At 73.7% G+C, this 20,289-nt stretch carries 19 protein-coding genes; 17 read left to right on the top strand and 2 right to left on the bottom strand.

Going from position 1 to position 20,289, the window contains the following annotated elements:
• The first annotated feature begins 21 nt into the window (after nt 1-21).
• From ABZ493_RS14635 to ilvC, 13 genes are all read left to right on the top strand, one after another.
• Complete coding sequence (locus tag ABZ493_RS14635; RefSeq protein WP_430582870.1) at nt 22-936, top strand: tryptophan 2,3-dioxygenase family protein; 915 nt, start codon at nt 22-24, stop codon at nt 934-936.
• Nucleotides 933-1,928 carry a hypothetical protein gene (locus tag ABZ493_RS14630; protein WP_430582869.1) on the top strand — a complete coding sequence of 332 codons (996 nt, stop codon included), beginning with the start codon at nt 933-935 and terminating at the stop codon, nt 1,926-1,928. The genes ABZ493_RS14635 and ABZ493_RS14630 overlap by 4 nt, the downstream gene beginning before the upstream one ends.
• Nucleotides 1,925-3,163: an aminotransferase class V-fold PLP-dependent enzyme gene (locus ABZ493_RS14625; protein ID WP_430582868.1), complete on the top strand. Its 1,239-nt coding sequence runs from the start codon at nt 1,925-1,927 to the stop codon at nt 3,161-3,163. Before ABZ493_RS14630 ends, ABZ493_RS14625 begins: the two co-directional genes overlap by 4 nt.
• Nucleotides 3,160-4,008: a PaaX family transcriptional regulator C-terminal domain-containing protein gene (locus ABZ493_RS14620; RefSeq protein ID WP_430582867.1), complete on the top strand. Its 849-nt coding sequence runs from the start codon at nt 3,160-3,162 to the stop codon at nt 4,006-4,008. The genes ABZ493_RS14625 and ABZ493_RS14620 overlap by 4 nt, the downstream gene beginning before the upstream one ends.
• Nucleotides 4,005-5,714: a dihydroxy-acid dehydratase gene (gene ilvD / locus ABZ493_RS14615; protein WP_430582866.1), complete on the top strand. Its 1,710-nt coding sequence runs from the start codon at nt 4,005-4,007 to the stop codon at nt 5,712-5,714. The genes ABZ493_RS14620 and ilvD overlap by 4 nt, the downstream gene beginning before the upstream one ends.
• A gap of 58 nt (nt 5,715-5,772) precedes the next feature.
• Nucleotides 5,773-6,339, top strand: coding sequence for a pyridoxamine 5'-phosphate oxidase family protein (locus ABZ493_RS14610; protein ID WP_430582865.1), 567 nt, complete (start codon nt 5,773-5,775; stop codon nt 6,337-6,339).
• 51 nt (nt 6,340-6,390) lie between these two features.
• The gene (locus tag ABZ493_RS14605; protein WP_430582864.1) at nt 6,391-6,723 is read left to right on the top strand and encodes a 4a-hydroxytetrahydrobiopterin dehydratase; all 333 of its coding nucleotides are present in this window, start codon (nt 6,391-6,393) and stop codon (nt 6,721-6,723) included.
• Complete coding sequence (locus tag ABZ493_RS14600) at nt 6,720-8,048, top strand: VOC family protein (RefSeq protein WP_430582863.1); 1,329 nt, start codon at nt 6,720-6,722, stop codon at nt 8,046-8,048. The genes ABZ493_RS14605 and ABZ493_RS14600 overlap by 4 nt, the downstream gene beginning before the upstream one ends.
• 132 nt (nt 8,049-8,180) lie before the next feature.
• Nucleotides 8,181-9,200 (top strand): ABC transporter ATP-binding protein, encoded by a 1,020-nt coding sequence (locus ABZ493_RS14595; protein ID WP_430582862.1) that lies wholly within the window; start codon nt 8,181-8,183, stop codon nt 9,198-9,200.
• Nucleotides 9,197-10,285: an ABC transporter permease subunit gene (locus ABZ493_RS14590; protein WP_430582861.1), complete on the top strand. Its 1,089-nt coding sequence runs from the start codon at nt 9,197-9,199 to the stop codon at nt 10,283-10,285. Before ABZ493_RS14595 ends, ABZ493_RS14590 begins: the two co-directional genes overlap by 4 nt.
• 289 nt (nt 10,286-10,574) lie before the next feature.
• Entirely contained in the window at nt 10,575-12,413 is a 1,839-nt protein-coding gene (locus tag ABZ493_RS14585) for an acetolactate synthase large subunit (protein WP_430582860.1), read from the top strand.
• Nucleotides 12,414-12,418: 5 nt separating this feature from the next.
• Entirely contained in the window at nt 12,419-12,940 is a 522-nt protein-coding gene (gene ilvN / locus ABZ493_RS14580) for an acetolactate synthase small subunit (protein ID WP_429731522.1), read from the top strand.
• A 63-nt stretch (nt 12,941-13,003) separates the two neighbouring features.
• On the top strand, nt 13,004-14,032 hold the full coding sequence (gene ilvC, locus ABZ493_RS14575) for a ketol-acid reductoisomerase (RefSeq protein WP_429763836.1): 1,029 nt from the start codon (nt 13,004-13,006) through the stop codon (nt 14,030-14,032).
• Nucleotides 14,033-14,147: 115 nt separating this feature from the next.
• Here the strand turns inward: ilvC and ABZ493_RS14570 are convergent, their stop codons facing one another.
• Nucleotides 14,148-14,582, bottom strand: coding sequence for an NUDIX domain-containing protein (locus ABZ493_RS14570; RefSeq protein WP_430582859.1), 435 nt, complete (start codon nt 14,580-14,582; stop codon nt 14,148-14,150).
• A 59-nt stretch (nt 14,583-14,641) separates the two neighbouring features.
• On the opposite strand from ABZ493_RS14570, the gene ABZ493_RS14565 reads away from it, so the two are divergent.
• Entirely contained in the window at nt 14,642-15,169 is a 528-nt protein-coding gene (locus ABZ493_RS14565) for an ASCH domain-containing protein (protein WP_430582858.1), read from the top strand.
• 59 nt (nt 15,170-15,228) lie between these two features.
• Here the strand turns inward: ABZ493_RS14565 and ABZ493_RS14560 are convergent, their stop codons facing one another.
• Entirely contained in the window at nt 15,229-17,097 is a 1,869-nt protein-coding gene (locus tag ABZ493_RS14560; RefSeq protein ID WP_430582857.1) for a DUF222 domain-containing protein, read from the bottom strand.
• A gap of 137 nt (nt 17,098-17,234) precedes the next feature.
• Between ABZ493_RS14560 and ABZ493_RS14555 the strand changes: the two genes are divergently transcribed.
• The 3 genes from ABZ493_RS14555 to ABZ493_RS14545 all read left to right on the top strand — a co-directional run bounded on the left by ABZ493_RS14555 (nt 17,235) and on the right by ABZ493_RS14545 (nt 20,275).
• Nucleotides 17,235-17,735 (top strand): GNAT family N-acetyltransferase, encoded by a 501-nt coding sequence (locus ABZ493_RS14555; protein ID WP_430582856.1) that lies wholly within the window; start codon nt 17,235-17,237, stop codon nt 17,733-17,735.
• Nucleotides 17,736-17,839: 104 nt separating this feature from the next.
• Nucleotides 17,840-18,883 (top strand): 3-isopropylmalate dehydrogenase, encoded by a 1,044-nt coding sequence (locus ABZ493_RS14550; protein WP_430582855.1) that lies wholly within the window; start codon nt 17,840-17,842, stop codon nt 18,881-18,883.
• A gap of 219 nt (nt 18,884-19,102) precedes the next feature.
• Entirely contained in the window at nt 19,103-20,275 is a 1,173-nt protein-coding gene (locus tag ABZ493_RS14545) for a branched-chain amino acid aminotransferase (RefSeq protein ID WP_430582854.1), read from the top strand.
• The last annotated feature ends 14 nt before the right edge of the window (nt 20,276-20,289 follow it).

Here is a 20,289-nt window from a genome sequence, read left to right as displayed (position 1 = left end):
TTCGTGACATAGGCTCCGGGCATGGTCGATCAGCCCGGGCCCGCCGTCGCGCGCGCCGAGACGAACGAGCGCGAGCTCGAGCCGGAGATCGTCACCGATCTGCGGGAGCGGATGACGTACGGCTCTTACCTGCACCTGGACACGCTGCTCGCGGCGCAGGAGCCGATCAGCGTCCCGGCGCACCACGACGAGATGCTGTTCATCGTGCAGCACCAGACCACCGAGCTGTGGCTCAAGCTGGTGCTGCACGAGCTCGTCTCCGCGCGCGACCTGCTCGCCGCGGACGAGCTCGGCGCGGCCCTCAAGCGCATCGCGCGCGTCAAGCACGTGCAGCGCACGCTCACCGAGCAGTGGTCGGTGCTCGCGACGCTCACGCCCAGCGAGTACGCCCAGTTCCGGGGGTTCCTCGGCAACGCGTCGGGCTTCCAGTCCTGGCAGTACCGCGCCGTGGAGTTCCTGCTCGGCAACAAGAACGCGCGGATGCTCGCGGTGTTCGACGCCGAGCCCGAGGCGCGCGCGGAGCTCGCCCGCCTGCTCGCCGAGCCCAGCGTGTACGACGAGTTCCTGCGCTACCTGGCCCGGCACGGCCACGACGTGCCGCGGCGGGTGCTCGACCGGGACGTCACGACCGCCCACACGCTCGACGAGGACCTCGTCGAGGTGTTCCGCCGCATCTACGCCGACCCCGAGTCGGACTGGTCGGCGTACGAGACGTGCGAGGAGCTCGTCGACCTGGAGGACAACTTCCAGCTCTGGCGGTTCCGCCACATGAAGACCGTGCTGCGCATCATCGGCACCAAGCGCGGCACCGGCGGCTCCAGCGGCGTCGGCTTCCTGCAGCGCGCCCTGGACCTCACGTTCTTCCCCGAGCTCTTCGCCGTGCGCACCGAGCTCGGCGCCACGGCCGGCCCGGGCACGACGACGGGCCGGGCGTGACCGGCCCCCTGCGCGTGCCCCCGGGCGTCGCCGCGGTCCGGCTGCCCGCCGACGTCCCGCCGGAGGTGCGCCGGCGCCTGCAGGAGTCGGGCACCGTGCTCCCGCCGTTCACGGACGCGCACGTGCACCTCGGCCTCGTGGACCCCGCGCCGCTGCGGGCCCGCGGCGTCGCGGCGGTGCACGACCTGGGCTGGACGCCGCACGAGATCGCGGCCATGGCGACGGGGCCGGCCGCCGACCCGGCCCTCCCGCGCGTCGCGTACGCGGGCGCGTTCCTCACCGCGCCCGGCGGGTACCCGGGCGACCGGGCGTGGGCGCCCCCGGGCGCGGTCGAGGAGGTCGCCGACCCGGCGTCGGCCGTCGCCGCCGTGGACCGGCAGCTCGCGGCCGGGGCGTCCTTCGTCAAGGTCGCCCTGCACGCCGACGCCGGGCCGACGCCGGACGACGCCACGCTCACCGCCGTCCTGGGGCACGCCCACGAACGGGGCCGCACCGTCGTCGCGCACGCCGAGGGGGCGGGCCAGGCGGCGCGGGCGTTCGAGGCGGGCGTCGACCGCCTGGCGCACGCGCCGTTCAGCGAGCCGCTCGGCGACGACCTGCTCGTGGCCATGGCCGCCGGTGGGATCACGTGGCTCAGCACGCTCGACATCCACGGCTGGGGCGACCCGACGCCCGAGCACGAGGTGGCGCTCGACAACGTGCGCCGCTTCGTCGCGGCGGGCGGGCGCGTCCGGTACGGCACCGACCTCGGCAACGGCCCGCTGCCGGTGGGCCTGAACGCCCGGGAGCTGGCGGCGCTCGCGGCGGCCGGCCTCGGACGGCGGTCGCTGCTCGTGGCGCTCGTCGGCGACGAGCCGCCCGCGGGCCTCGTGTCGTTCGTGCCGGGCCCGGCGCCCGCGCCGACCGACCCCGGCCCCGTCCACGCCGCCTGGCTCGCCCGCGCGACCGTCCTCGACCTCGCCGAGCTCACGAACCCCGAAGGAGCCGCATGACCACCGACGCCACCCACCGCGACCGCGCCGCCGCGCTGGACGCCGCCGACCCGCTGGCCCGGTTCCGGTCGGCGTTCGTCGACTCGGACGAGGTGACCGCCTACCTCGACGGCAACTCGCTGGGCCGCCCCACGAAGGCGTCGGCCGAGCGGCTCGCCCGCTTCGTGCCGGAGGCCTGGGGCGCCCGGCTGATCCGAGGCTGGGACGAGGAGTGGTTCGACCTGCCGCTGCGCCTCGGCGACCGGGTCGGCGACGTCGCGCTGGGCGCGGCGCCGGGCCAGACGTTCGTCGGCGACTCGACGACGGTCATCCTCTACAAGCTGGTCCGCGCCGCGCTGTCGTCGCCGCGGGTGGCCGGGCGCGACGAGATCGTCCTCGACTCGGGCAACTTCCCGACCGACCGTTTCGTGCTGGAGGGCGTCGCGCGCGAGCACGGCGCCACGCTGCGCTGGATCGCGCCGGACCACGAGGGCGGGGTCACGCCCGAGCAGGTGTCCGCCGTCCTGTCCGAGCGGACGGCGCTCGTGGTGCTGAGCCACGTGGCGTACCGCTCCGGGTACGTGAGCGACGCCGCCGAGATCACGCGGCGCGCGCACGACGCCGGCGCCCTGGTGCTGTGGGACCTGTGCCACTCGGCGGGAGCCGTCCCCGTCGCGCTGGACGCCTGGGGCGCGGACCTCGCCGCCGGCTGCACGTACAAGTACCTCAACGGGGGCCCGGGGTCGCCGGCGTTCGGGTACGTGCGCGCCGACCTCCAGGGCGAGCTCGTCCAGCCGATCCAGGGCTGGATGGGCAGCGACCAGCCGTTCGAGATGGGCCCCGCGTACGCGCCGCACGCCGGGGTGCGGCGCTTCCTGTCCGGCACGCCGGCGATCGTCGGGATGCTCGCGATGCAGGACATGCTCGACCTGGTCGCCGAGGCCGGGCTCGATGCCGTGCGCGCGAAGTCGGTGGCGCTCACGCGGTTCGCGCTCGAGCTGGTGGACGACCTGCTCGTGCCGCTCGGCGTGCGCGTCGCGTCGCCGCGGGACGACGACCGGCGGGGGTCGCACGTCACCGTCGACCACGACGCGTTCGCCGACACCCTGCCGCTGCTGTGGGAGCGCGGCGTCATCCCCGACTTCCGCCGGCCGAACGGCCTGCGGCTCGGGCTCTCGCCGCTGTCGACCTCGTTCGACGAGGTGCGCGTGGGCGTCGAGGCGGTGCGGGCGGCGCTGGACGAGGTCACGGCGTGATCCTCGATGACCTCGACGCCCGGCCCGGGAGCGCGACGTCGCTGCTGCGGACGGTCGTGGGCCTGTACGCCCGCGACCTGGGCGGGCACCTGGCCGCCGCGGACCTGGTCGCCCTGCTCGGCGCGGCGGGCGTCGCTCCCGGGGCGGTGCGCTCGGCCGTGTCGCGGGCCAAGGGCAAGGGGCTGCTCGACGCGGCGGAGGTCGGCGGCCGGGCGGGGTACCGCCTCGCTCCGGGCGCGGCGGAGATGCTGGCGCGCGGCGACCGGCGGATCTTCGGCTACCGGCCGCAGGGGGACGACGACCCGTGGTGCCTCGTGTCGTTCTCCATCCCCGAGTCGCGGCGCGACGCCCGTCACCAGCTGCGGCGGCACCTGGCCGGGATCGGGTGCGGCACGGTCGCGACCGGCCTGTGGATCAGCCCGGGCCACCTCGTCGACGAGGTCGAGGGCATCCTCGAAGGGCTCGGCCTGCGCGACGCCGCGACGGTCTTCGTCGCGGGCCCGCCGCGCGTCGCGGGACCGCTCGCGGACGCCGTCGCCCGATGGTGGGACCTCGACGGCCTCGCCGCCCGGCACCACGCGTTCCTCGTGGCGCACCCGGACCCGGACGCGGGCTCGGGCGAGGAGACAGCGGCCCGCTCACCGGCCGAGGCGTTCGCCCGCTGGGTGCGCGCCGTCGACGACTGGCGCCCGCTGCCGTACGTCGACCCGGGCCTGCCCGCGGCCGTCCTGCCCCCGGACTGGCCCGGGACGGCGGGGGTGGCGCGGTTCGCCGCCCTGCGGGCCGCGTTCGCCGGCGCGGCCGCCGCGCACGTGCGCGCCGTCGTCCCTACGCTCGGGGCATGAGCGCCGACGCCCCAGCCACCCCGGATCTCAAGCCCCGTTCCCGCCAGGTCACCGACGGCCTGGAGGCCACCGCCGCGCGCGGCATGCTGCGCGCCGTCGGCCTCGGCGACGACGACTTCGCCAAGCCGCAGATCGGCGTCGCGAGCTCGTGGAACGAGATCACGCCGTGCAACCTGTCGCTGGACCGGCTGTCGCAGGCGGTGAAGCACGGCGTGCACGCGGGCGGCGGGTACCCGCTCGAGTTCGGCACGATCTCCGTCTCCGACGGCATCTCCATGGGGCACGAGGGGATGCACTTCTCGCTCGTCTCCCGTGACGTCATCGCCGACTCCGTGGAGACGGTCATGCAGGCGGAGCGGCTCGACGGCTCCGTGCTGCTCGCCGGGTGCGACAAGTCGCTCCCGGGGATGCTCATGGCGGCCGCGAGGCTCGACCTCGCGAGCGTGTTCCTCTACGCCGGGTCGATCATGCCCGGCTGGGTGAAGCTGTCCGACGGCACCGAGAAGGACGTGACGATCATCGACGCGTTCGAGGCGGTCGGGGCCTGCGCGCGGGGGCTGATGAGCGAGGAGGACGTCGGCCGCATCGAGCGCGCGATCTGCCCGGGCGAGGGCGCGTGCGGCGGCATGTACACGGCGAACACGATGGCGTCGGCCGCCGAGGCGCTGGGCATGTCGCTGCCGGGCTCGGCGGCGCCGCCGTCCGCCGACCGCCGCCGCGACGCCTTCGCGCAGGCGTCGGGCGAGGCCGTCGTCGAGCTGCTGCGGCGCGGCATCACCGCGCGCCAGATCCTCACCAAGGAGGCCTTCGAGAACGCGATCGCGGTGGTGATGGCGTTCGGCGGCTCGACCAACGCCGTGCTGCACCTGCTCGCCATCGCGCACGAGGCGGAGGTGGAGCTCACCCTCGACGACTTCTCCCGCGTCGCCGACCGCGTGCCGCACCTGGGCGACCTCAAGCCCTTCGGCCGGTACGTGATGAACGACGTCGACCGCATCGGCGGCGTGCCCGTCGTGATGAAGGCGCTGCTCGACGCCGGGCTGCTGCACGGCGACTGCCTCACCGTCACCGGTCGCACGGTCGCGGAGAACCTCGCGGACATCGCCCCGCCCGACCCGGACGGCAAGATCCTGCGGGCCCTCGACCGGCCCATCCACCCCACGGGCGGCATCACGATCCTGCACGGGTCGCTGGCCCCCGAGGGCGCGGTCGTGAAGTCGGCCGGCTTCGACTCCGACGTCTTCGAGGGCACCGCCCGCGTCTTCGAGCGCGAGCGCGGCGCCCTGGACGCGCTGGAGGACGGCACGATCACCGCGGGGGACGTCGTCGTCATCCGCTACGAGGGCCCCAAGGGCGGGCCGGGGATGCGCGAGATGCTCGCCATCACCGGCGCGATCAAGGGCGCCGGCCTGGGCAAGGACGTGCTGCTCATCACCGACGGGCGGTTCTCCGGCGGGACGACCGGGCTGTGCGTCGGGCACATCGCGCCCGAGGCCGTCGACGCCGGGCCCATCGCGTTCGTGCGCGACGGCGACCGCATCCGGCTCGACGTCGCGAGCAAGACGCTCGAGCTGCTGGTCGACGACGCCGAGCTCGCGTCCCGCCGCGACGGCTGGGCGCCGCTGTCGCACGGGTACACCCGCGGCGTGCTCGCCAAGTACACGAAGCTGGTGCAGTCCGCGTCCAAGGGTGCCGTGCTGGGCTGAGCGCCCGCCACCCGGTCGGCCGTCGACCTGGCGCGGCAGGCGCGGCAGGATGGCGCCCATGGGACAGGTGCACGAGAACATCGACGCCCGGCTGCGGAGCTTCGTCGAGTCGCAGCACGTCTTCTTCGTCGCGACCGCCCCGCTGGCGGAGGACGGGCACGTCAACGTCTCGCCCAAGGGCGTCGACGGGTCGTTCGTCGTGGTCGACGAGCACACGGTGGCCTATCTCGACCTCACGGCGTCCGGGGCGGAGACGATCGCGCACCTGCGCGAGAACGGCCGCATCACGCTGATGTTCTGCGCCTTCGACGGCCCGCCGAACATCGTCCGGCTGCACGGCCGGGGTCGCGTCGTGACGATCTACGACGACGAGTACGCGGCATGGGAGCCGCGGTTCACCGAGCGGCGCGGGGCGCGCGCCGTGATCGTGGTGGACGTCGAGCGGGTGTCGGACTCCTGCGGGTACGGCGTGCCGCTGCTCGACTATTCCGGGGAGCGCGACCTCCTGCCGCAGTTCATGGACCGCAAGGGCGCCGAGGGGCAGGCCGCCTACCGGCGGCGCAAGAACCGCACGAGCATCGACGGGCTCCCGGCGTTCGACGACGATCCCGTCCCCGCGGGCTGACGGGCCGGCCGACGCCGCGCGAACGGTGCCCGGTCGCGCCATGCTGGGCGCATGAGCGACTCGATCACGCCGCGACAGTTCGCCCAGGCCGACGGCGTCGCCGACTGGCAGGCGGACGACGGCTCCGCGTGGGCCGTCTTCCGCTCCGGGTCCTTCGCGGCCGGCGCACGGTTCGTGGACGCGATCGCGGAGATCGCCGACGCGGTGAACCACCACCCCGACGTGGACCTGCGCTACGCCGCCGTGACGGTCCGCACGTCGTCCCACGACGCCGGCGGGCTGACCACGCGCGACGTGGACCTGGCGCGGCGGATCAGCGAGGCCGCGGCCGAGCTGGAGCTGCCGGTCGAGGGGTCCCGCCACGGGTCGGGCAGCGGGGGATGAGCGACGAGCTCTCCGCGGCCCGGTTCGAGGCGGCCGCGGGAACCGGCGACTGGCGTGCCCTCGGCACGGGTGCGAGCGCCCTGTTCCGCATCGGGTCGCCGGGGGAGGGCGCCGTGCTGCTCGAGCGCGTGGCCGTGCTGGCGGACGCGGCGAACCACCACCCCGACGTGGACCTACGACCCGGCGGCGTCGTCGTGCGGGTCCGGTCGCACGACGTCGACGGACTGAGCGTGCGCGACGTCGCCCTGGCGCGGGAGGTCTCCGCCGCGGCGGCCGACCTCGGGCTCGCCGCCGACCCCGCGGCGGTGCAGGAGGTGGAGCTGACGATCGACGCCGCCGACCGCGAACGGGTCATGCCGTTCTGGGGCGCGGTCCTCGGGCACTCGCGCTCCGGGGAGGACCTCCGCGACCCGCACGGGCGGTGGCCGGGGATCTGGTTCCAGGCGATGGACGAGCCGCGGTCCCACCGCAACCGGCTCCACCTCGACGTCTTCGTGCCGCACGACGTGCGCCAGGCGCGCGTCGACGCGGCGCTCGCGGCGGGCGGGCGCGTCACGACCGAGGAGTTCGTGCCCCAGTGGTGGACGCTCGCGGACCCCGAGGGGAACGAGGCCGACGTCATCGCCTGGGAGGGGTTCGAGGACGACCTGCCCGACGGGCTGCTCACGCCGGAGGAGTTCCGGGCCGCGGGCGGCGTCGCGGACTGGCGGGTGCTCCAGGGCGCCAGCGCGTACTACGCGACGGGCGGCTTCGACGCGGGGGTCGAGCTGGTCGCGCGGGCGGCCCGCGCGGCCGAGGACGCGGGCGTGCCGCTGTTCGCCGACCTGCGGTACTCCGGTGTCACCCTGCGCGTCGGGCCGCCGGAGGACGGCTGGATCGGTCCCGCCCGGCTCGGGGTGGCGCAGCGGGCGCAGGCGGCGGCGCGGGACCTGGGGCTGCGCGCCGAGCCCGCCGTCCTGCGCGACGTGCAGCTCACGTTCGACGCGCTCGACCTCGACGCGGTGCGGCGGTTCTGGGCGGCCGCGCTCGGGTACGTCGAGCGCGGGACGACGGACCTGTACGACCCGCTGCTGCGCGGGCCATCGGTGTTCCTGCAGCAGATGGCCGAGCCGCGCGAGCAGCGCAACCGCATCCATGTGGACGTGTTCGTCCCCGCCGACGTCGCCGACGCCCGGGTCGCGGCCGCGGTCGCCGCCGGCGGCACGGTCGTGCGCGACGCGGAGGCGCCGTTCTGGCGCACGGTCGCGGACCCGGAGGGCAACGAGGTGGACATCGCCGTGATCCCGGGGCGTGCCGAGCGCTGGGCGGGCGAGCCGGGCGGGTGAATCGCCGCGCCCGGGTCAACCTCGGGTAGAAGGGACCTTTCGCCCACGTCAAGGCTGCTCTATCCTCCCTGGCAGCGCCGTCGTCCGACGGGCGCGACCGACGGGCCGCGCCGCGGCCACGAGGAGGTGGCGGTGGCCGTGCTGGACGGTGCCGGAGGTGGCGGAGAGCTCGCGATCGAGACGCGAGGGCTCCGCAAGACGTACCGGAGCGTGCGAGGGAGATCGGTCGGGGTCGAGGGCCTCGACCTGCGGGTGCCCGTGGGCGGGGTGCACGGCTTCCTCGGGCCCAACGGGTCGGGAAAGACGACGACGATCCGGATGCTCCTGGGCCTGGTCCGGCCCGATCGTGGCACCGCGACGATCTTCGGGCACGAGGTGCCGAAGCGGCTGCCCGAGGTCGTGGGCCGGGTCGGCGCGATCGTCGAGAGCCCCAAGTTCTTCCCCGCGTTCAGCGCCCGCCGCAACCTGCGGCTGCTGGCCGACGCGATCGGCGCGCCCGCGGGCCGGGTGGACGCCGTCATCGACCAGGTCGGTCTCACCGGTCGGGCCAAGGACAAGTACAAGGGGTACTCGCTCGGGATGAAGCAGCGGCTCGCGATCGCGGCGACGCTGCTCAAGGACCCCGACCTGCTCATCTTCGACGAGCCGACGAACGGCCTCGACCCCGCGGGCATCCGGGAGATCCGCCAGACGATGCGCGGCCTCGCCGACCAGGGCAAGACGGTGCTGGTGTCCAGCCACATCCTGGCCGAGGTCGAGCAGATCGCCGACACGGTGTCGATCGTGGCCCGCGGGCGCCTCGTCGCCGCCGGGCGGGTGGCCGACCTCATCGGCGCCGGCTCCGCGACCGGGTCGGTCCGGCTGCGCGTCGCGCCGAGCGACCTCACCATCGCGACCAGCGTGCTGGAGACGAGCGGTCTGCTCGTCCGGCGCGAGCACGACGCGCTCGTCGTCGACGGCGCCGCCGACCCCGCGGCCGTGAACCGCGCCCTCGGCGAGCGTGGGGTGTGGGTGCGCGAGCTCACCCCGCTCCAGGCCGACCTCGAGTCGGTGTTCCTCGGCCTCACGGCCGGGGAGGTCCCGGGCGGCGGCGAACGCGGTCCGGCGACGACGGCGACGACGACCGGGGCTTCGACGGAGGTGGGCGCATGAGTCGGCTGCTGCGGGTCGAGCTGCGCCGGCTGTGGGCGCGCCAGGTGACGCGCTGGGCGTGCGTCGGGGCACTGGCGCTGGTCGCGCTGAGCGGAGCGGCGACGTTCTTGTCGGCGCCACCGCCGAGCGACCAGCAGGTGGCGAGCGCGCAGGAGATGTACGCCGCCGACCAGGAGCAGTGGGAGAAGGACGGGGAGCAGCAGGTCGCCGACTGCGAGGCCGGCGCGGAGGCCGAGGGCGTCGCCCCCGAGGAGTGGGGCTGCGACCAGATGGCCCCCCGCCTCGACTGGTACCTGCCGCCGACGCAGACGTTCGTCCCGGACGCTGCCCAGGACGCGATGCTGTTCGGGGAGCCCGAGGTCAACGCGCAGGACGACGCGACCCGGGCCGCCGTGCAGGAGATCCAGGGCTCGGTGTGGAACGGGTGGTCGGGGCTGGCGTCGCTCGACGACCTCGCGGTGCTGCTGCTCCTCGTCGTGCTGGTGGTCGGGGTGAGCTTCGTGACCGCCGAGATCAACAGCGGATCGCTGGGGATGTGGCTCACGTTCGAGCCGCGCCGGCAGCGCGTGTACTGGTCGAAGGCGGTGGCCGCGGCCGTCGGCACGGTCCCGCTCGTGCTGGTCGGGTTCGCGCTCCTGGTCGGCGCGTCGTACGCGGTGTACGCCTCGTTCGGCACGCTCGGGGACCTCACCGGCGCCGTGTGGCTGGAGGTCGCCGCGTTCACCGGGCGCCTCGTCGCGGCCGGGGCCGTGCTCGCCGCGCTGGGCGTCGCCCTCGGCACGCTGCTCAAGCACGCCGCGGCCGCCGTCGGCCTGGTCGGCGTGGTCGCCTGGGTCTGCCTCGCCTTCGCCTATTCGTTCGGCGAGCTGCAGCGCTGGCTCCCGACGACGGCGCTCTCGGCCTGGCTGCAGGGCGGGCTCGTGTTCCAGACGGAGCGGTGCGCGCCGAGCGTCGACGGCGTGTTCGAGTGCGTCCCGGTGGACCACGTCGTGACCACCGTCCAGGGCGGGCTGACCGTGGCGGGGATCGTGGTCGTCGTCACCCTGCTCGCGGTGCTCGTGCTCCGGCGGCGAGACGTGAGCTGACCGCGACCGTCTCGGCGCAGGTCGTGAGCCCGGTGGCCGTCATGCTGTCCGCATGATGGGACACCGGGCTCACGACGTGACATCGACGAACCGCGGGCGTAACGTTCGATCCGTGCAGACGATCCTCGTAGTACTTCTTCCCGGGCGCGCCGACTAGGCCCACGCACCAGGCTTCGTCAGCGCGCTCACCCCTCGTCAGTCCCGCCATCCCGGGACCGGGGGGTTTTTCATTGCAGCGACACCCCTCGCCAGACCCTTCGCCCGCAAGACCGACCGGCAGGAGAGACCGATGGTCCAGCCGAACCCGACCCCCGCCCAGGTGGCCGCCCGCACCGCGTCACGCAGTGCCGACGGCGCCACCGGCCGAACCGTGTCCGGTGAGGAGGTCACCGGCGCCGAGTCGATCGTCCGCTCGCTCGAGTCGGTCGGCGTCGAGGACGTCTTCGGCATCCCGGGCGGAGCGATCCTTCCGCTCTACGACCCGCTCATGGACTCGAAGCAGATCCGCCACGTGCTGGTGCGGCACGAGCAGGGCGGCGGGCACGCGGCCCAGGGCTACGCCCACGCGACCGGCAAGGTCGGCGTGACGATGGCGACCTCGGGCCCCGGCGCGACCAACCTCGTGACGCCCATCGCCGACGCGCACATGGACTCCGTCCCGCTGGTCGCGATCACCGGCCAGGTGGCGCAGTCCCTGATCGGGACCGACGGGTTCCAGGAGGCGGACATCGTCGGCATCACGATGCCGATCACCAAGCACTCCTACCTGGTCACGGACCCGGCGGAGATCCCGCGCACGATCGCGGAGGCGTTCCACATCGCGTCGACCGGCCGGCCCGGCCCGGTGCTGGTGGACATCGCGAAGTCCGCCATGACCGCCTCGACGACGTTCTCCTGGCCGCAGGAGCTGTCGCTGCCCGGCTACCACCCGGTGACGAAGCCGCACGCCAAGCAGATCCGCGAGGCCGCGAAGCTGCTCGCCACCGCCCGGCGCCCGGTGCTGTACGTGGGCGGCGGCGTCATCCGTTCCGGCGCGTCGGAGGCGCTGCGCCGGCTGGTCGACACCTCGGGCGCGGCCGTCGTCACGACGCTCACCGCCCGCGGCGCCGTGCCCGACAGCCACCCGCAGCACCTCGGCATGCCTGGCATGCACGGCACCGTCCCCGCCGTGGCCGCGCTGCAGAAGGCCGACCTCGTGGTCGCGCTCGGCGCCCGCTTCGACGACCGCGTCACGGGCCGCCTGTCGAGCTTCGCCCCGAGCGCGGCCGTCGTGCACGCGGACATCGACCCCGCGGAGATCGGCAAGAACCGGCCCGTGGACGTGCCGATCGTGGGCGACCTGCGCGAGGTCATCGCGGACCTGGTGCCCGCCCTCGAGGCCGAGCACGCCAAGGTGGGCAAGCCCGACCTGGCGGCCTGGTGGCACCAGCTCGACACCTGGCGCGAGACGTACCCGCTGGGCTACTCGCCCACGGACGACGGCCACCTGTCCCCGCAGCACGTGATCTCCCGCCTGGGCGAGCTGGCCGGCCCCGACGCGATCTACGCCGCGGGCGTGGGGCAGCACCAGATGTGGGCGGCGCAGTTCATCCGCTACGAGCGCCCGCGCACCTGGCTGAACTCCGCGGGCCTGGGCACCATGGGCTTCGCCGTCCCCGCCGCGATGGGCGCCAAGGTGGGCGAGCCCGACCGCGAGGTGTGGGCCATCGACGGCGACGGCTGCTTCCAGATGACCAACCAGGAGCTCGCGACCTGCGCGATCAACGACATCCCCATCAAGGTGGCGCTGATCAACAACAGCTCGCTCGGCATGGTGCGGCAGTGGCAGACGCTCTTCTACGACGAGCGCTACTCCAACACCGACCTGCACACCGGGCACGGGACCCGGCGCATCCCGGACTTCGTGAAGCTCGCGGACGCGTACGGGTGCGAGGGCATCCGCGTGGAGCGCGAGGACGAGGTCGACGCCGCGATCAAGCGGGCGCAGGAGATCGACGACCGCCCCGTGGTGATCGACTTCCAGGTCTCGCGCGACGCCATGGTGTGGCCGATGGTCGCCGCCGGCGTGCCGAACGACGACATCCAGTACGCGCGCGGCATCTCGCCGGCGTGGGACCGAGAGGACTGAGACCCATGTCGCGTCACACCCTGTCCGTGCTGGTCGAGAACAAGCCCGGCGTCCTCACCCGCGTGACCGCGCTGTTCGCGCGTCGCGCGTTCAACATCCACTCCCTGGCCGTCGGGCCCACGGAGCACGAGGAGATCTCGCGCATCACCGTGGTGGTCGACGTCGAGGAGCACCCGCTCGAGCACGTGACGAAGCAGCTCAACAAGCTGATCAACGTCATCAAGATCGTCGAGCTCGACCCCGAGTCGTCCGTGCAGCGCGAGCTCCTGCTCGTCAAGGTGCGGGCCGACCAGGCCACCCGCGCGGGAGTGCTCGAGGTCGTCGACCTCTTCCGCGCCCACGTCGTGGACGTCGTCCCCGACACGGTCGTCATCGAGGCGACCGGGACCGCCGCCAAGCTGTCCGCGCTGCTCAGCGCGCTCGAGCCGTACGGCGTCCGCGAGATCGTGAAGTCCGGCACGCTCGCCGTGGGCCGCGGCTCGCGGTCCATCACCGACCGAGCACTGGAGCGTGTGCGCACGGCCTGAGGCCGAGCGCGTACCGTCACCCCCGAACCACCACAGCAGTACCGAGACCCGAGGAGCATCACCGTGGCTGAGCTGTTCTACGACGACGACGCCGACCTGTCCATCATCCAGCAGCGCAAGGTCGCGGTCATCGGCTACGGCAGCCAGGGCCACGCGCACGCGCTGAACCTGCGCGACTCGGGCGTCGACGTCCGCGTCGGCCTGCGCGAGGGCTCCGGCTCCGCGAAGAAGGCCGAGGACGAGGGCCTGCGCGTGCTCACCGTCGCCGACGCCGTCAAGGAGGCGGACGTCGTCGTCATCCTCGCGCCGGACCAGGTGCAGCGGCACGTGTACCGCGACGAGATCGCCCCGAACCTCAACGAGGGTGCGGCCCTCGTCTTCGGGCACGGCTTCAACATCCGCTTCGGCTACATCAAGCCCGAGGCCGGCCACGACGTGCTCATGGTCGCCCCCAAGGGCCCGGGTCACCTCGTGCGCCGCGAGTACGTCGACGGCCGCGGCGTGCCGGTGATCGTCGCCGTCGAGCAGGACGCGTCGGGCTCCGCCTGGGAGCTGGCCCTGTCCTACGCGAAGGGCATCGGCGGCCTGCGTGCCGGCGGCATCAAGACCACCTTCACCGAGGAGACCGAGACCGACCTCTTCGGCGAGCAGGCCGTGCTGTGCGGCGGTGCCTCGCAGCTGGTCCAGTACGGCTTCGAGACGCTGACCGAGGCGGGCTACCAGCCCGAGGTCGCGTACTTCGAGGTGCTGCACGAGCTGAAGCTGATCGTCGACCTCATGGTCGAGGGCGGCATCGCCAAGCAGCGCTGGTCCGTCTCCGACACGGCCGAGTACGGCGACTACGTCTCCGGCCCGCGCGTCATCGACCCGCGCGTCAAGGAGAACATGAAGGCCGTCCTCGCGGACATCCAGAACGGCGCCTTCGCCGAGCGCTTCATCGCCGACCAGGACGCCGGGGCCCCCGAGTTCACCGCGCTGCGCGAGAAGGGCGAGGCGCACCCGATCGAGACCACCGGCCGCGAGCTGCGGAAGATGTTCTCGTGGATCAAGCCCGCTGACTCCGACTACACGGAGGGCAGCGCCGCTCGCTGACCCACACCGTCAGCAGCGACGCGCGCGGCCGTCGTCCCCCACCCGGGGACGGCGGCCGCACGTGCGTCCGGACGTCGCTGAGGTAGTGCGGGGCGTGCCGAGGTAGTACTGCCTGTCAGTCGAGGAGGCCGGCCCAGCGGCGGGCGACGTCGACCAGCTCCACGCGGTGGAGGGCGTCGACGTCGGCCAGCCGGTGCCAGGCGACGTCGTCCGTGGACCCGTCGGCCTCGACGGTGAGGTCGCCGCCCACGACGTGCGCGCGGTAGACGATGCGGATGCCGTGCAGCGGTTCCGCGGGCGGAGTGCCGTTCACGACGAACCGCCGCTCGGCGGGGATGACGATGCTGTCGACCCCGAGGATCCCGTCGAGCTCGACGTCGTACCCCGTCTCCTCCCGCAGCTCGCGGACGGCGGCGGCCTCCGGGTGCTCGCCGGGGTCGATGCCCCCGCCGGGCAGCGTCCAGCCGGACCCACCGCCCTCGTTCCAGTGGGGGAGCAGGATCCGGTCTCCGTCGACGACGACGGCGTAGGCGGCGATACGCGTGAACATCCGGACATCGTGGCAGAGGGCGCCTGCCGGGTGGGGCATGGCCTGGCAGGATGGTGAGCATGAGCGACGACGCGAACCCCGGGCTGGACTCCGAGCAGGCCGACAGCATCACCGAGTTCTGGGACGTCGCGCGCCCTAGCGCCGGCCGCACCAGCCACGGCGGCGCCGTGGGGGAGCGCTCCGAGAACGTGGTGCCGCCGCCCGCCTGGTCGTTCGGCGACTCGCCGGAGCTGGCCGACGAGCTGCTGGGGCTGGTGCTCGACGGCGTGAAGACGGGCACCGCCGCCGCGGTCTGGGAGTACGAGGCCGCCGACGAGCCGCTACCCCGCAAGGGCGACCTGTCGATCGTGCTCGACGGCGCCGGCGCGCCGCGACTCCTCATCAGGACGACCGAGGTCGAGACCGTCCCCTTCGACGAGGTGACCGCCGAGCACGCCGCCGCCGAGGGCGAGGGTGACCGCACTCTCGCGTCCTGGCGGGAGGAGCACGAGCGGTACTGGCGGCGCACGCTCGCGCAGGTCGGTCGCGAGTTCGACCCGACCATGCCCGTGGTGTGCGAGCGGTTCAAGGTGCTCTACCGCGCCTGACACCGGCCCACGCCCGGCCCCTCCGATCCGTCCGACCCGCCCCGTCCGACCTGCTCAGGTCAGAACGGCGGGCCGTTCGGCATCGCGTCCGGTGGGCCGTCGGGACGGACGTTCGGTGGGCCGTTCTCGGGCGTCTCGGGCGTCTCGGGGATGTCGGGACCGTGGGGCGGGTGCCGGTGCCGCGTCGTGTCGACGGGTTCGGGTGCGGTGACGTATCGGCGTCCGGTGGGGGAGGTCCATTCGAGGGTGCCGCCCCAGTTGCTGGTCTCTCTCTGCGTGACCTGCCATCGGGTCCGGTGTTTCGTCACGTGGTGTCGACGGCACAGCGCGGCGAGGTTGGTGGCGCTGGTGGTGCCGCCGTGGGCCCAGGCGGTGGTGTGGTCGAGGTCGGCGTGGGCGGCGGGGTGGGTGCAGCCGGGGAAGCGGCAGGTGGTGTCGCGTGCGCGGACCAGGGCCTTGAGGTCGGCGGGGACGGCATAGGTGGTGCGTCCGACGGACAGGACGGTGCCGGTCTCGGGGTGGGTGAGGATCCGTCTGAGTGAGGGCGCGAGGGCGGTGAGCTGGCGGGCGGTGTCGGGGTCGATCGGCACCCGACCGTCGAGGACAGCCGGGGCGTCGGTGAGCCCGAGCAGGGTCAGGACCGGGATCGTGACGGTGACCTGGGGTCGGATCGAGCGGGCGAGAGCTGCCAAGGCGCTGTGCTGGTGAAGCAACCGGTCGAGGTCATCACCGGTCTCCGTGTGTTCGAGGTCGGCCGAATCCGCACGCTGGCCTTCTGGCGGTGCTTCGTGCTGCCCGTCGGGCTGGCCCCCGTGCTGGTCAGGGTGCCGGCGAGTGTCCTGTCGGGTGTGCCGCGGGCCAGGGCCGGGCACGGCCGCGACATCGAGAGTGCCGTCGTCCAGGAGGAGGGCGGCGAGGGCGTCGGCGCGGGCCTGGGCGAAGGTGCGGTGCTCACCGCTGCCGCTGTGGCTCCCGCCGGCGCTGCCGTTGCTGCTGGTGAGGTGGTGGGCGGTGCGGGTGAGGCGGTCGTACGCGGCGTGCGCCAGGGGTGCGGGCAGGTGGGCGGTGATCCAGGCCATGCCGTCGCGGCCGTCGTCGAGCCAGACGGCGCGCCGCTGGGTAGCTTCGGTGTGGCGGACGTCGGCGGGAGTGGGGTGGGCCGTCTCGCGGGCTCGGCGTGCGCGGCGTCCGGTCTGTGTGGGCGTGCACGTGACGCGGCCGGTGTCGCGGTCGAGGATCGTGGCCAGGACGGCCTGCTCCACGGATGCGGATTCCTCGGGGCTCAGGTCGGCGACGTGTGTGGAGATGGCCGTGGCGTGCGCCCAGGACAGGTGGCCGTCGTGCAGTGCACGCAGGGTGCCTGGGGCCTTGTCGGTGAGGGTGACGGCGTGGTCGGTCAGGGTGCCCGCGGCGTGCTCCCCGATCCGGAGGGCAGTGGCGATCTCGGCGGTCACGGCGCGGTGGGCGAGCTCGAGCCTGCGAGCGGAGGGTGCGCGCCTGGCGGTGGGGTCGTCCTGGTCGAGCAGGTCGGTCTCCAGCGCCTCGGCCAGGCCAGCGGCCAGTGCGAGCAGGACGGCCCGCTCGGCGTGCAGGGTCGCGATGTCGGTGTCGTTCGCGGCGAGCTGGTCCAGCACCCGGTCCAGGTCTGCCAGCGTCGGCCGCCCTGCCAGTGGCTGGCGGTCCGTCGACGCCTGCGGCCGCTCGACGTCATGGCCGCCGGTGTCATCCCCGCCCGCGGCGTGTCGGCCGGATGGCTGGTGGCGCCGCGACTCTTCCTCGAGCAGCTCGCCGATCGACGGGTTCCGGGGCATCGCGGCGAGCCGGTCCGCCTCTGCCCGCAGGTCCACCGAAGAGCCCGCGCGATCGCCGACGTAACCCGGAGCACCGGCATCGGTGCCGTTCACGGGGTCGGGGAGCGTCGTCGTCATGCCCTCACCCTAGCGATATTCGAACACCTGTTCTAGGCCCTCTCGGGAATCTGTGGACAACCAATGTCGATTGACGGCGGCGAGAGAGCTTCGGCAGGTCGGCGCCGATCGTGTCGTCCGGGAGGCAGGATGGGGCGATGTCCGCCGCGCCGACGTCCGTCGCCATCCGCCCCGCCACCGCTGACGACGCGTCGGGGTGCGCCTTCGTGCACCACGCGTCATGGGTGGAGACCTACTCCGCGCTGCTCCCGGCCGAGCACTGGGAGTCCGACACGCTCGAGCGGCGGACGGCCACCTGGCGGCGTTGGCTCGCCGGCGAGCTGACCGTCACGGTGGCGGAGGAGGGCGGTCGGATCGTCGGGATCGCGTTCGTGAACGCGGGACGGCCGGTCGGAGCGCACCCGCCGGTCCGGGACCGGGAGCTCTGGCTGCTCTACGTGCTGGCCGCGCACCACGGGACCGGTGTCGGCCAGGCGCTGCTCGACGCCGTGCTGCCGCCGGGGGCGTCGGCCCAGCTCTGGGTCGCCGAAGACAATCCGCGGGCGCGACGCTTCTATCGTCGCAACGGGTTCCGGCCTGACGGTGCGCGGGACGTCGACGCGCAGTCCGGGATCGCCAGCGTCCGCTGCGTGCGTTGACCGGGACCCAGGGCTCTGTGCGTGACCTGCGAGGTCCCCGGCCGACGTGTCCGAGGAATGAGATTTCTGTCCGCATCATGACCCGGCGGGCTTAGGCTCGGCCCATGACGCGGAGCATCGACCTGGCAGTGGTGGCCGGCGACGGCATCGGCACGGAAGTCGTGGAGCAGGGCCTGGCGGTCCTCGAGGCGGCGGTGGCCGGTTCGGACGTCAAGATCTCCACCACCGAGTTCGACCTGGGGGCGCGCCGCTGGCACGCGACCGGCGAGACGCTCACGGACGCCGACCTCGAGGCCATCAAGCAGCACGACGCGATCCTGCTGGGCGCCATCGGCGACCCGAGCGTGCCGTCGGGCGTGCTGGAGCGCGGCCTGCTGCTCAAGCTCCGCTTCTCGCTGGACCACTACGTGAACCTCCGCCCGGGCAAGCTGTACCCCGGCGTGACCAGCCCCCTGGCGAACCCCGGCGACGTCGACTTCGTCGTCGTGCGAGAGGGCACCGAGGGCCCGTACGTCGGCAACGGCGGCGCGCTGCGCGTCGGTACCCCGCACGAGATCGCGACCGAGGTGTCGGTCAACACCGCCTTCGGCGTGGAGCGCGTCGTGCGCGACGCCTTCGCCCGCGCGCAGGCCCGCCCGCGCAAGCACCTCACGCTGGTGCACAAGCACAACGTGCTGGTGCACGCCGGCCACCTGTGGCGCCGCACGGTCGAGGCCGTCAACGCCGAGTTCCCGGACGTCACCACGGACTACCTGCACGTGGACGCCGCCACGATCTTCCTCACGACGAACCCGTCGCGGTTCGACGTGATCGTCACCGACAACCTGTTCGGTGACATCCTCACGGACCAGGCGGCCGCCATCACGGGCGGCATCGGGCTCGCCGCGTCGGCGAACATCAACCCCGACCGCACGGCGCCGTCCATGTTCGAGCCGGTGCACGGCTCGGCGCCGGACATCGCCGGCCAGGGCAAGGCCGACCCGACCGCCACCGTGCTGTCGGTGTCCCTCCTGCTCGACCACCTCGGCCTCACCGAGGAGAGCGCTCGCGTGGAGGCCGCCGTCGCGGCCGACCTCGTCGAGCGCGGCGACCGAGTACGCACGACGGCCGAGGTCGGGCGCGACCTCGCCGCGCGCGTCAACGGCTGACGACAGCCCCACCGTCGTCAGCCGGACGGCGCGGCGCCACCCGCGCCGCGCCGTCGGACGCGTCGTCCGAGCCACCGCCCGCCCCGGCCGTCATTCCCCCGTCGATCACCCGACATCCACTTCTGTCCGGGTGACCGCTGTGGTCGGAGCGACGCCGGTGCCCATGAGGTGCACGGTCGTGGAAAACTACAGGGGTCACCCGGTGAAAGGCCCCCGATCATGACCACTTCCAGCACCACTCCGTCCACGTCGAGCAGCACGTCGAACAGCGGCGCGCCGGGCATCCTCCCGGCCGAGCTCGAGGACCTCGTCGCCCTGTTCGACGTGCGCGCCACGGACACCCCCACGCCGGACGCCGAGCGCGAGGCCGCGCTGCAGGCGCCGAAGTTCGGCACCGTGTTCTCCGACCACATGGCCCGCATCAGCTGGCGCCGGGGCGACGGCTGGCTCGACCGCCGCATCGAGAAGTACGGTCCGCTGCAGCTCGACCCCGCGACCGCCGTCCTGCACTACGCGCAGGAGATCTTCGAGGGGATGAAGGCGTACCGGCACGCGGACGGCTCCGTGTGGACGTTCCGCCCGGACGCCAACGCGGCCCGCTTCGCGCGCTCGGCGCACCGCCTGGCCCTGCCGGCGCTGTCGGTGGACGACTTCATCGGCTCGATCGCGGCGCTCGTGCGCACCGACATCGACTGGGTGCCGTCCGGCGAGGACTTCAGCCTCTACCTGCGGCCCTTCACGTTCGCGTCGGAGGCCTTCCTCGGGGTGCGCCCCACGAACGAGGCGGAGTACCTCGTCATCGCCTCGCCCGTCGGCCCGTACTTCGCGGGCGGCGTGAAGCCGGTGTCGATCTGGATCGACACGCACTACCACCGCTCCGGCCCGGGCGGCACGGGCGACGCGAAGTACGGCGGCAACTACGCGGCGAGCCTGCTGCCGCAGCAGCTCGCCGGCGAGAAGGGCTTCGACCAGGTCTGCTACCTCGACGCGACCACGAACACGTCCCTCGAGGAGCTCGGGGGCATGAACGTGTTCGTCGTCATGGCGGACGGCTCGGTGCACACCCCGGAGCTCACGGGCTCGTTCCTCGAGGGCGTCACCCGCTCGTCCATCCTGCAGCTCGCCACGGACCGCGGGCACCAGGCCGTGGAGCGGCGCATCCCGCTCGCCGAGGTCGTCGCCGGCCTCCAGGACGGCACCGTGCGCGAGATCTTCGCCTGCGGCACGGCGGCGGTCATCACCCCCGTCGGCCGGCTCGCGGGCGACGAGTTCGACCTGCAGGTCTCGGGCGGGCAGCCCGGGGAGCTCACCATGGCGATCCGTGACGAGCTCACCGACATCCAGTACGGCCGGGCCGCGGACCGGCACGGCTGGATGCGCCGCCTCGCCTGACCACCCGCACCGCG

The sequence above is a fragment of the Isoptericola sp. NPDC019482 genome, assembly GCF_040632295.1.
GTDB lineage: Bacteria > Actinomycetota > Actinomycetes > Actinomycetales > Cellulomonadaceae > Isoptericola.
This window is presented reverse-complemented; position numbering and strand designations above follow the sequence as displayed.

Coding starts and splice junctions, on each gene's coding strand:
- ABZ493_RS14635 (WP_430582870.1), top strand. CDS start 22: ATGGTCGATCAGCCCGGGCCCGCCGTCGCGCGCGCCGAGACGAACGAG.
- ABZ493_RS14625 (WP_430582868.1), top strand. CDS start 1,925: ATGACCACCGACGCCACCCACCGCGACCGCGCCGCCGCGCTGGACGCC.
- ilvD (WP_430582866.1), top strand. CDS start 4,005: ATGAGCGCCGACGCCCCAGCCACCCCGGATCTCAAGCCCCGTTCCCGC.
- ABZ493_RS14610 (WP_430582865.1), top strand. CDS start 5,773: ATGGGACAGGTGCACGAGAACATCGACGCCCGGCTGCGGAGCTTCGTC.
- ABZ493_RS14605 (WP_430582864.1), top strand. CDS start 6,391: ATGAGCGACTCGATCACGCCGCGACAGTTCGCCCAGGCCGACGGCGTC.
- ABZ493_RS14600 (WP_430582863.1), top strand. CDS start 6,720: ATGAGCGACGAGCTCTCCGCGGCCCGGTTCGAGGCGGCCGCGGGAACC.
- ABZ493_RS14590 (WP_430582861.1), top strand. CDS start 9,197: ATGAGTCGGCTGCTGCGGGTCGAGCTGCGCCGGCTGTGGGCGCGCCAG.
- ABZ493_RS14585 (WP_430582860.1), top strand. CDS start 10,575: ATGGTCCAGCCGAACCCGACCCCCGCCCAGGTGGCCGCCCGCACCGCG.
- ilvN (WP_429731522.1), top strand. CDS start 12,419: ATGTCGCGTCACACCCTGTCCGTGCTGGTCGAGAACAAGCCCGGCGTC.
- ABZ493_RS14570 (WP_430582859.1), bottom strand. CDS start 14,582: ATGTTCACGCGTATCGCCGCCTACGCCGTCGTCGTCGACGGAGACCGG.
- ABZ493_RS14565 (WP_430582858.1), top strand. CDS start 14,642: ATGAGCGACGACGCGAACCCCGGGCTGGACTCCGAGCAGGCCGACAGC.
- ABZ493_RS14560 (WP_430582857.1), bottom strand. CDS start 17,097: ATGACGACGACGCTCCCCGACCCCGTGAACGGCACCGATGCCGGTGCT.
- ABZ493_RS14555 (WP_430582856.1), top strand. CDS start 17,235: ATGTCCGCCGCGCCGACGTCCGTCGCCATCCGCCCCGCCACCGCTGAC.
- ABZ493_RS14550 (WP_430582855.1), top strand. CDS start 17,840: ATGACGCGGAGCATCGACCTGGCAGTGGTGGCCGGCGACGGCATCGGC.
- ABZ493_RS14545 (WP_430582854.1), top strand. CDS start 19,103: ATGACCACTTCCAGCACCACTCCGTCCACGTCGAGCAGCACGTCGAAC.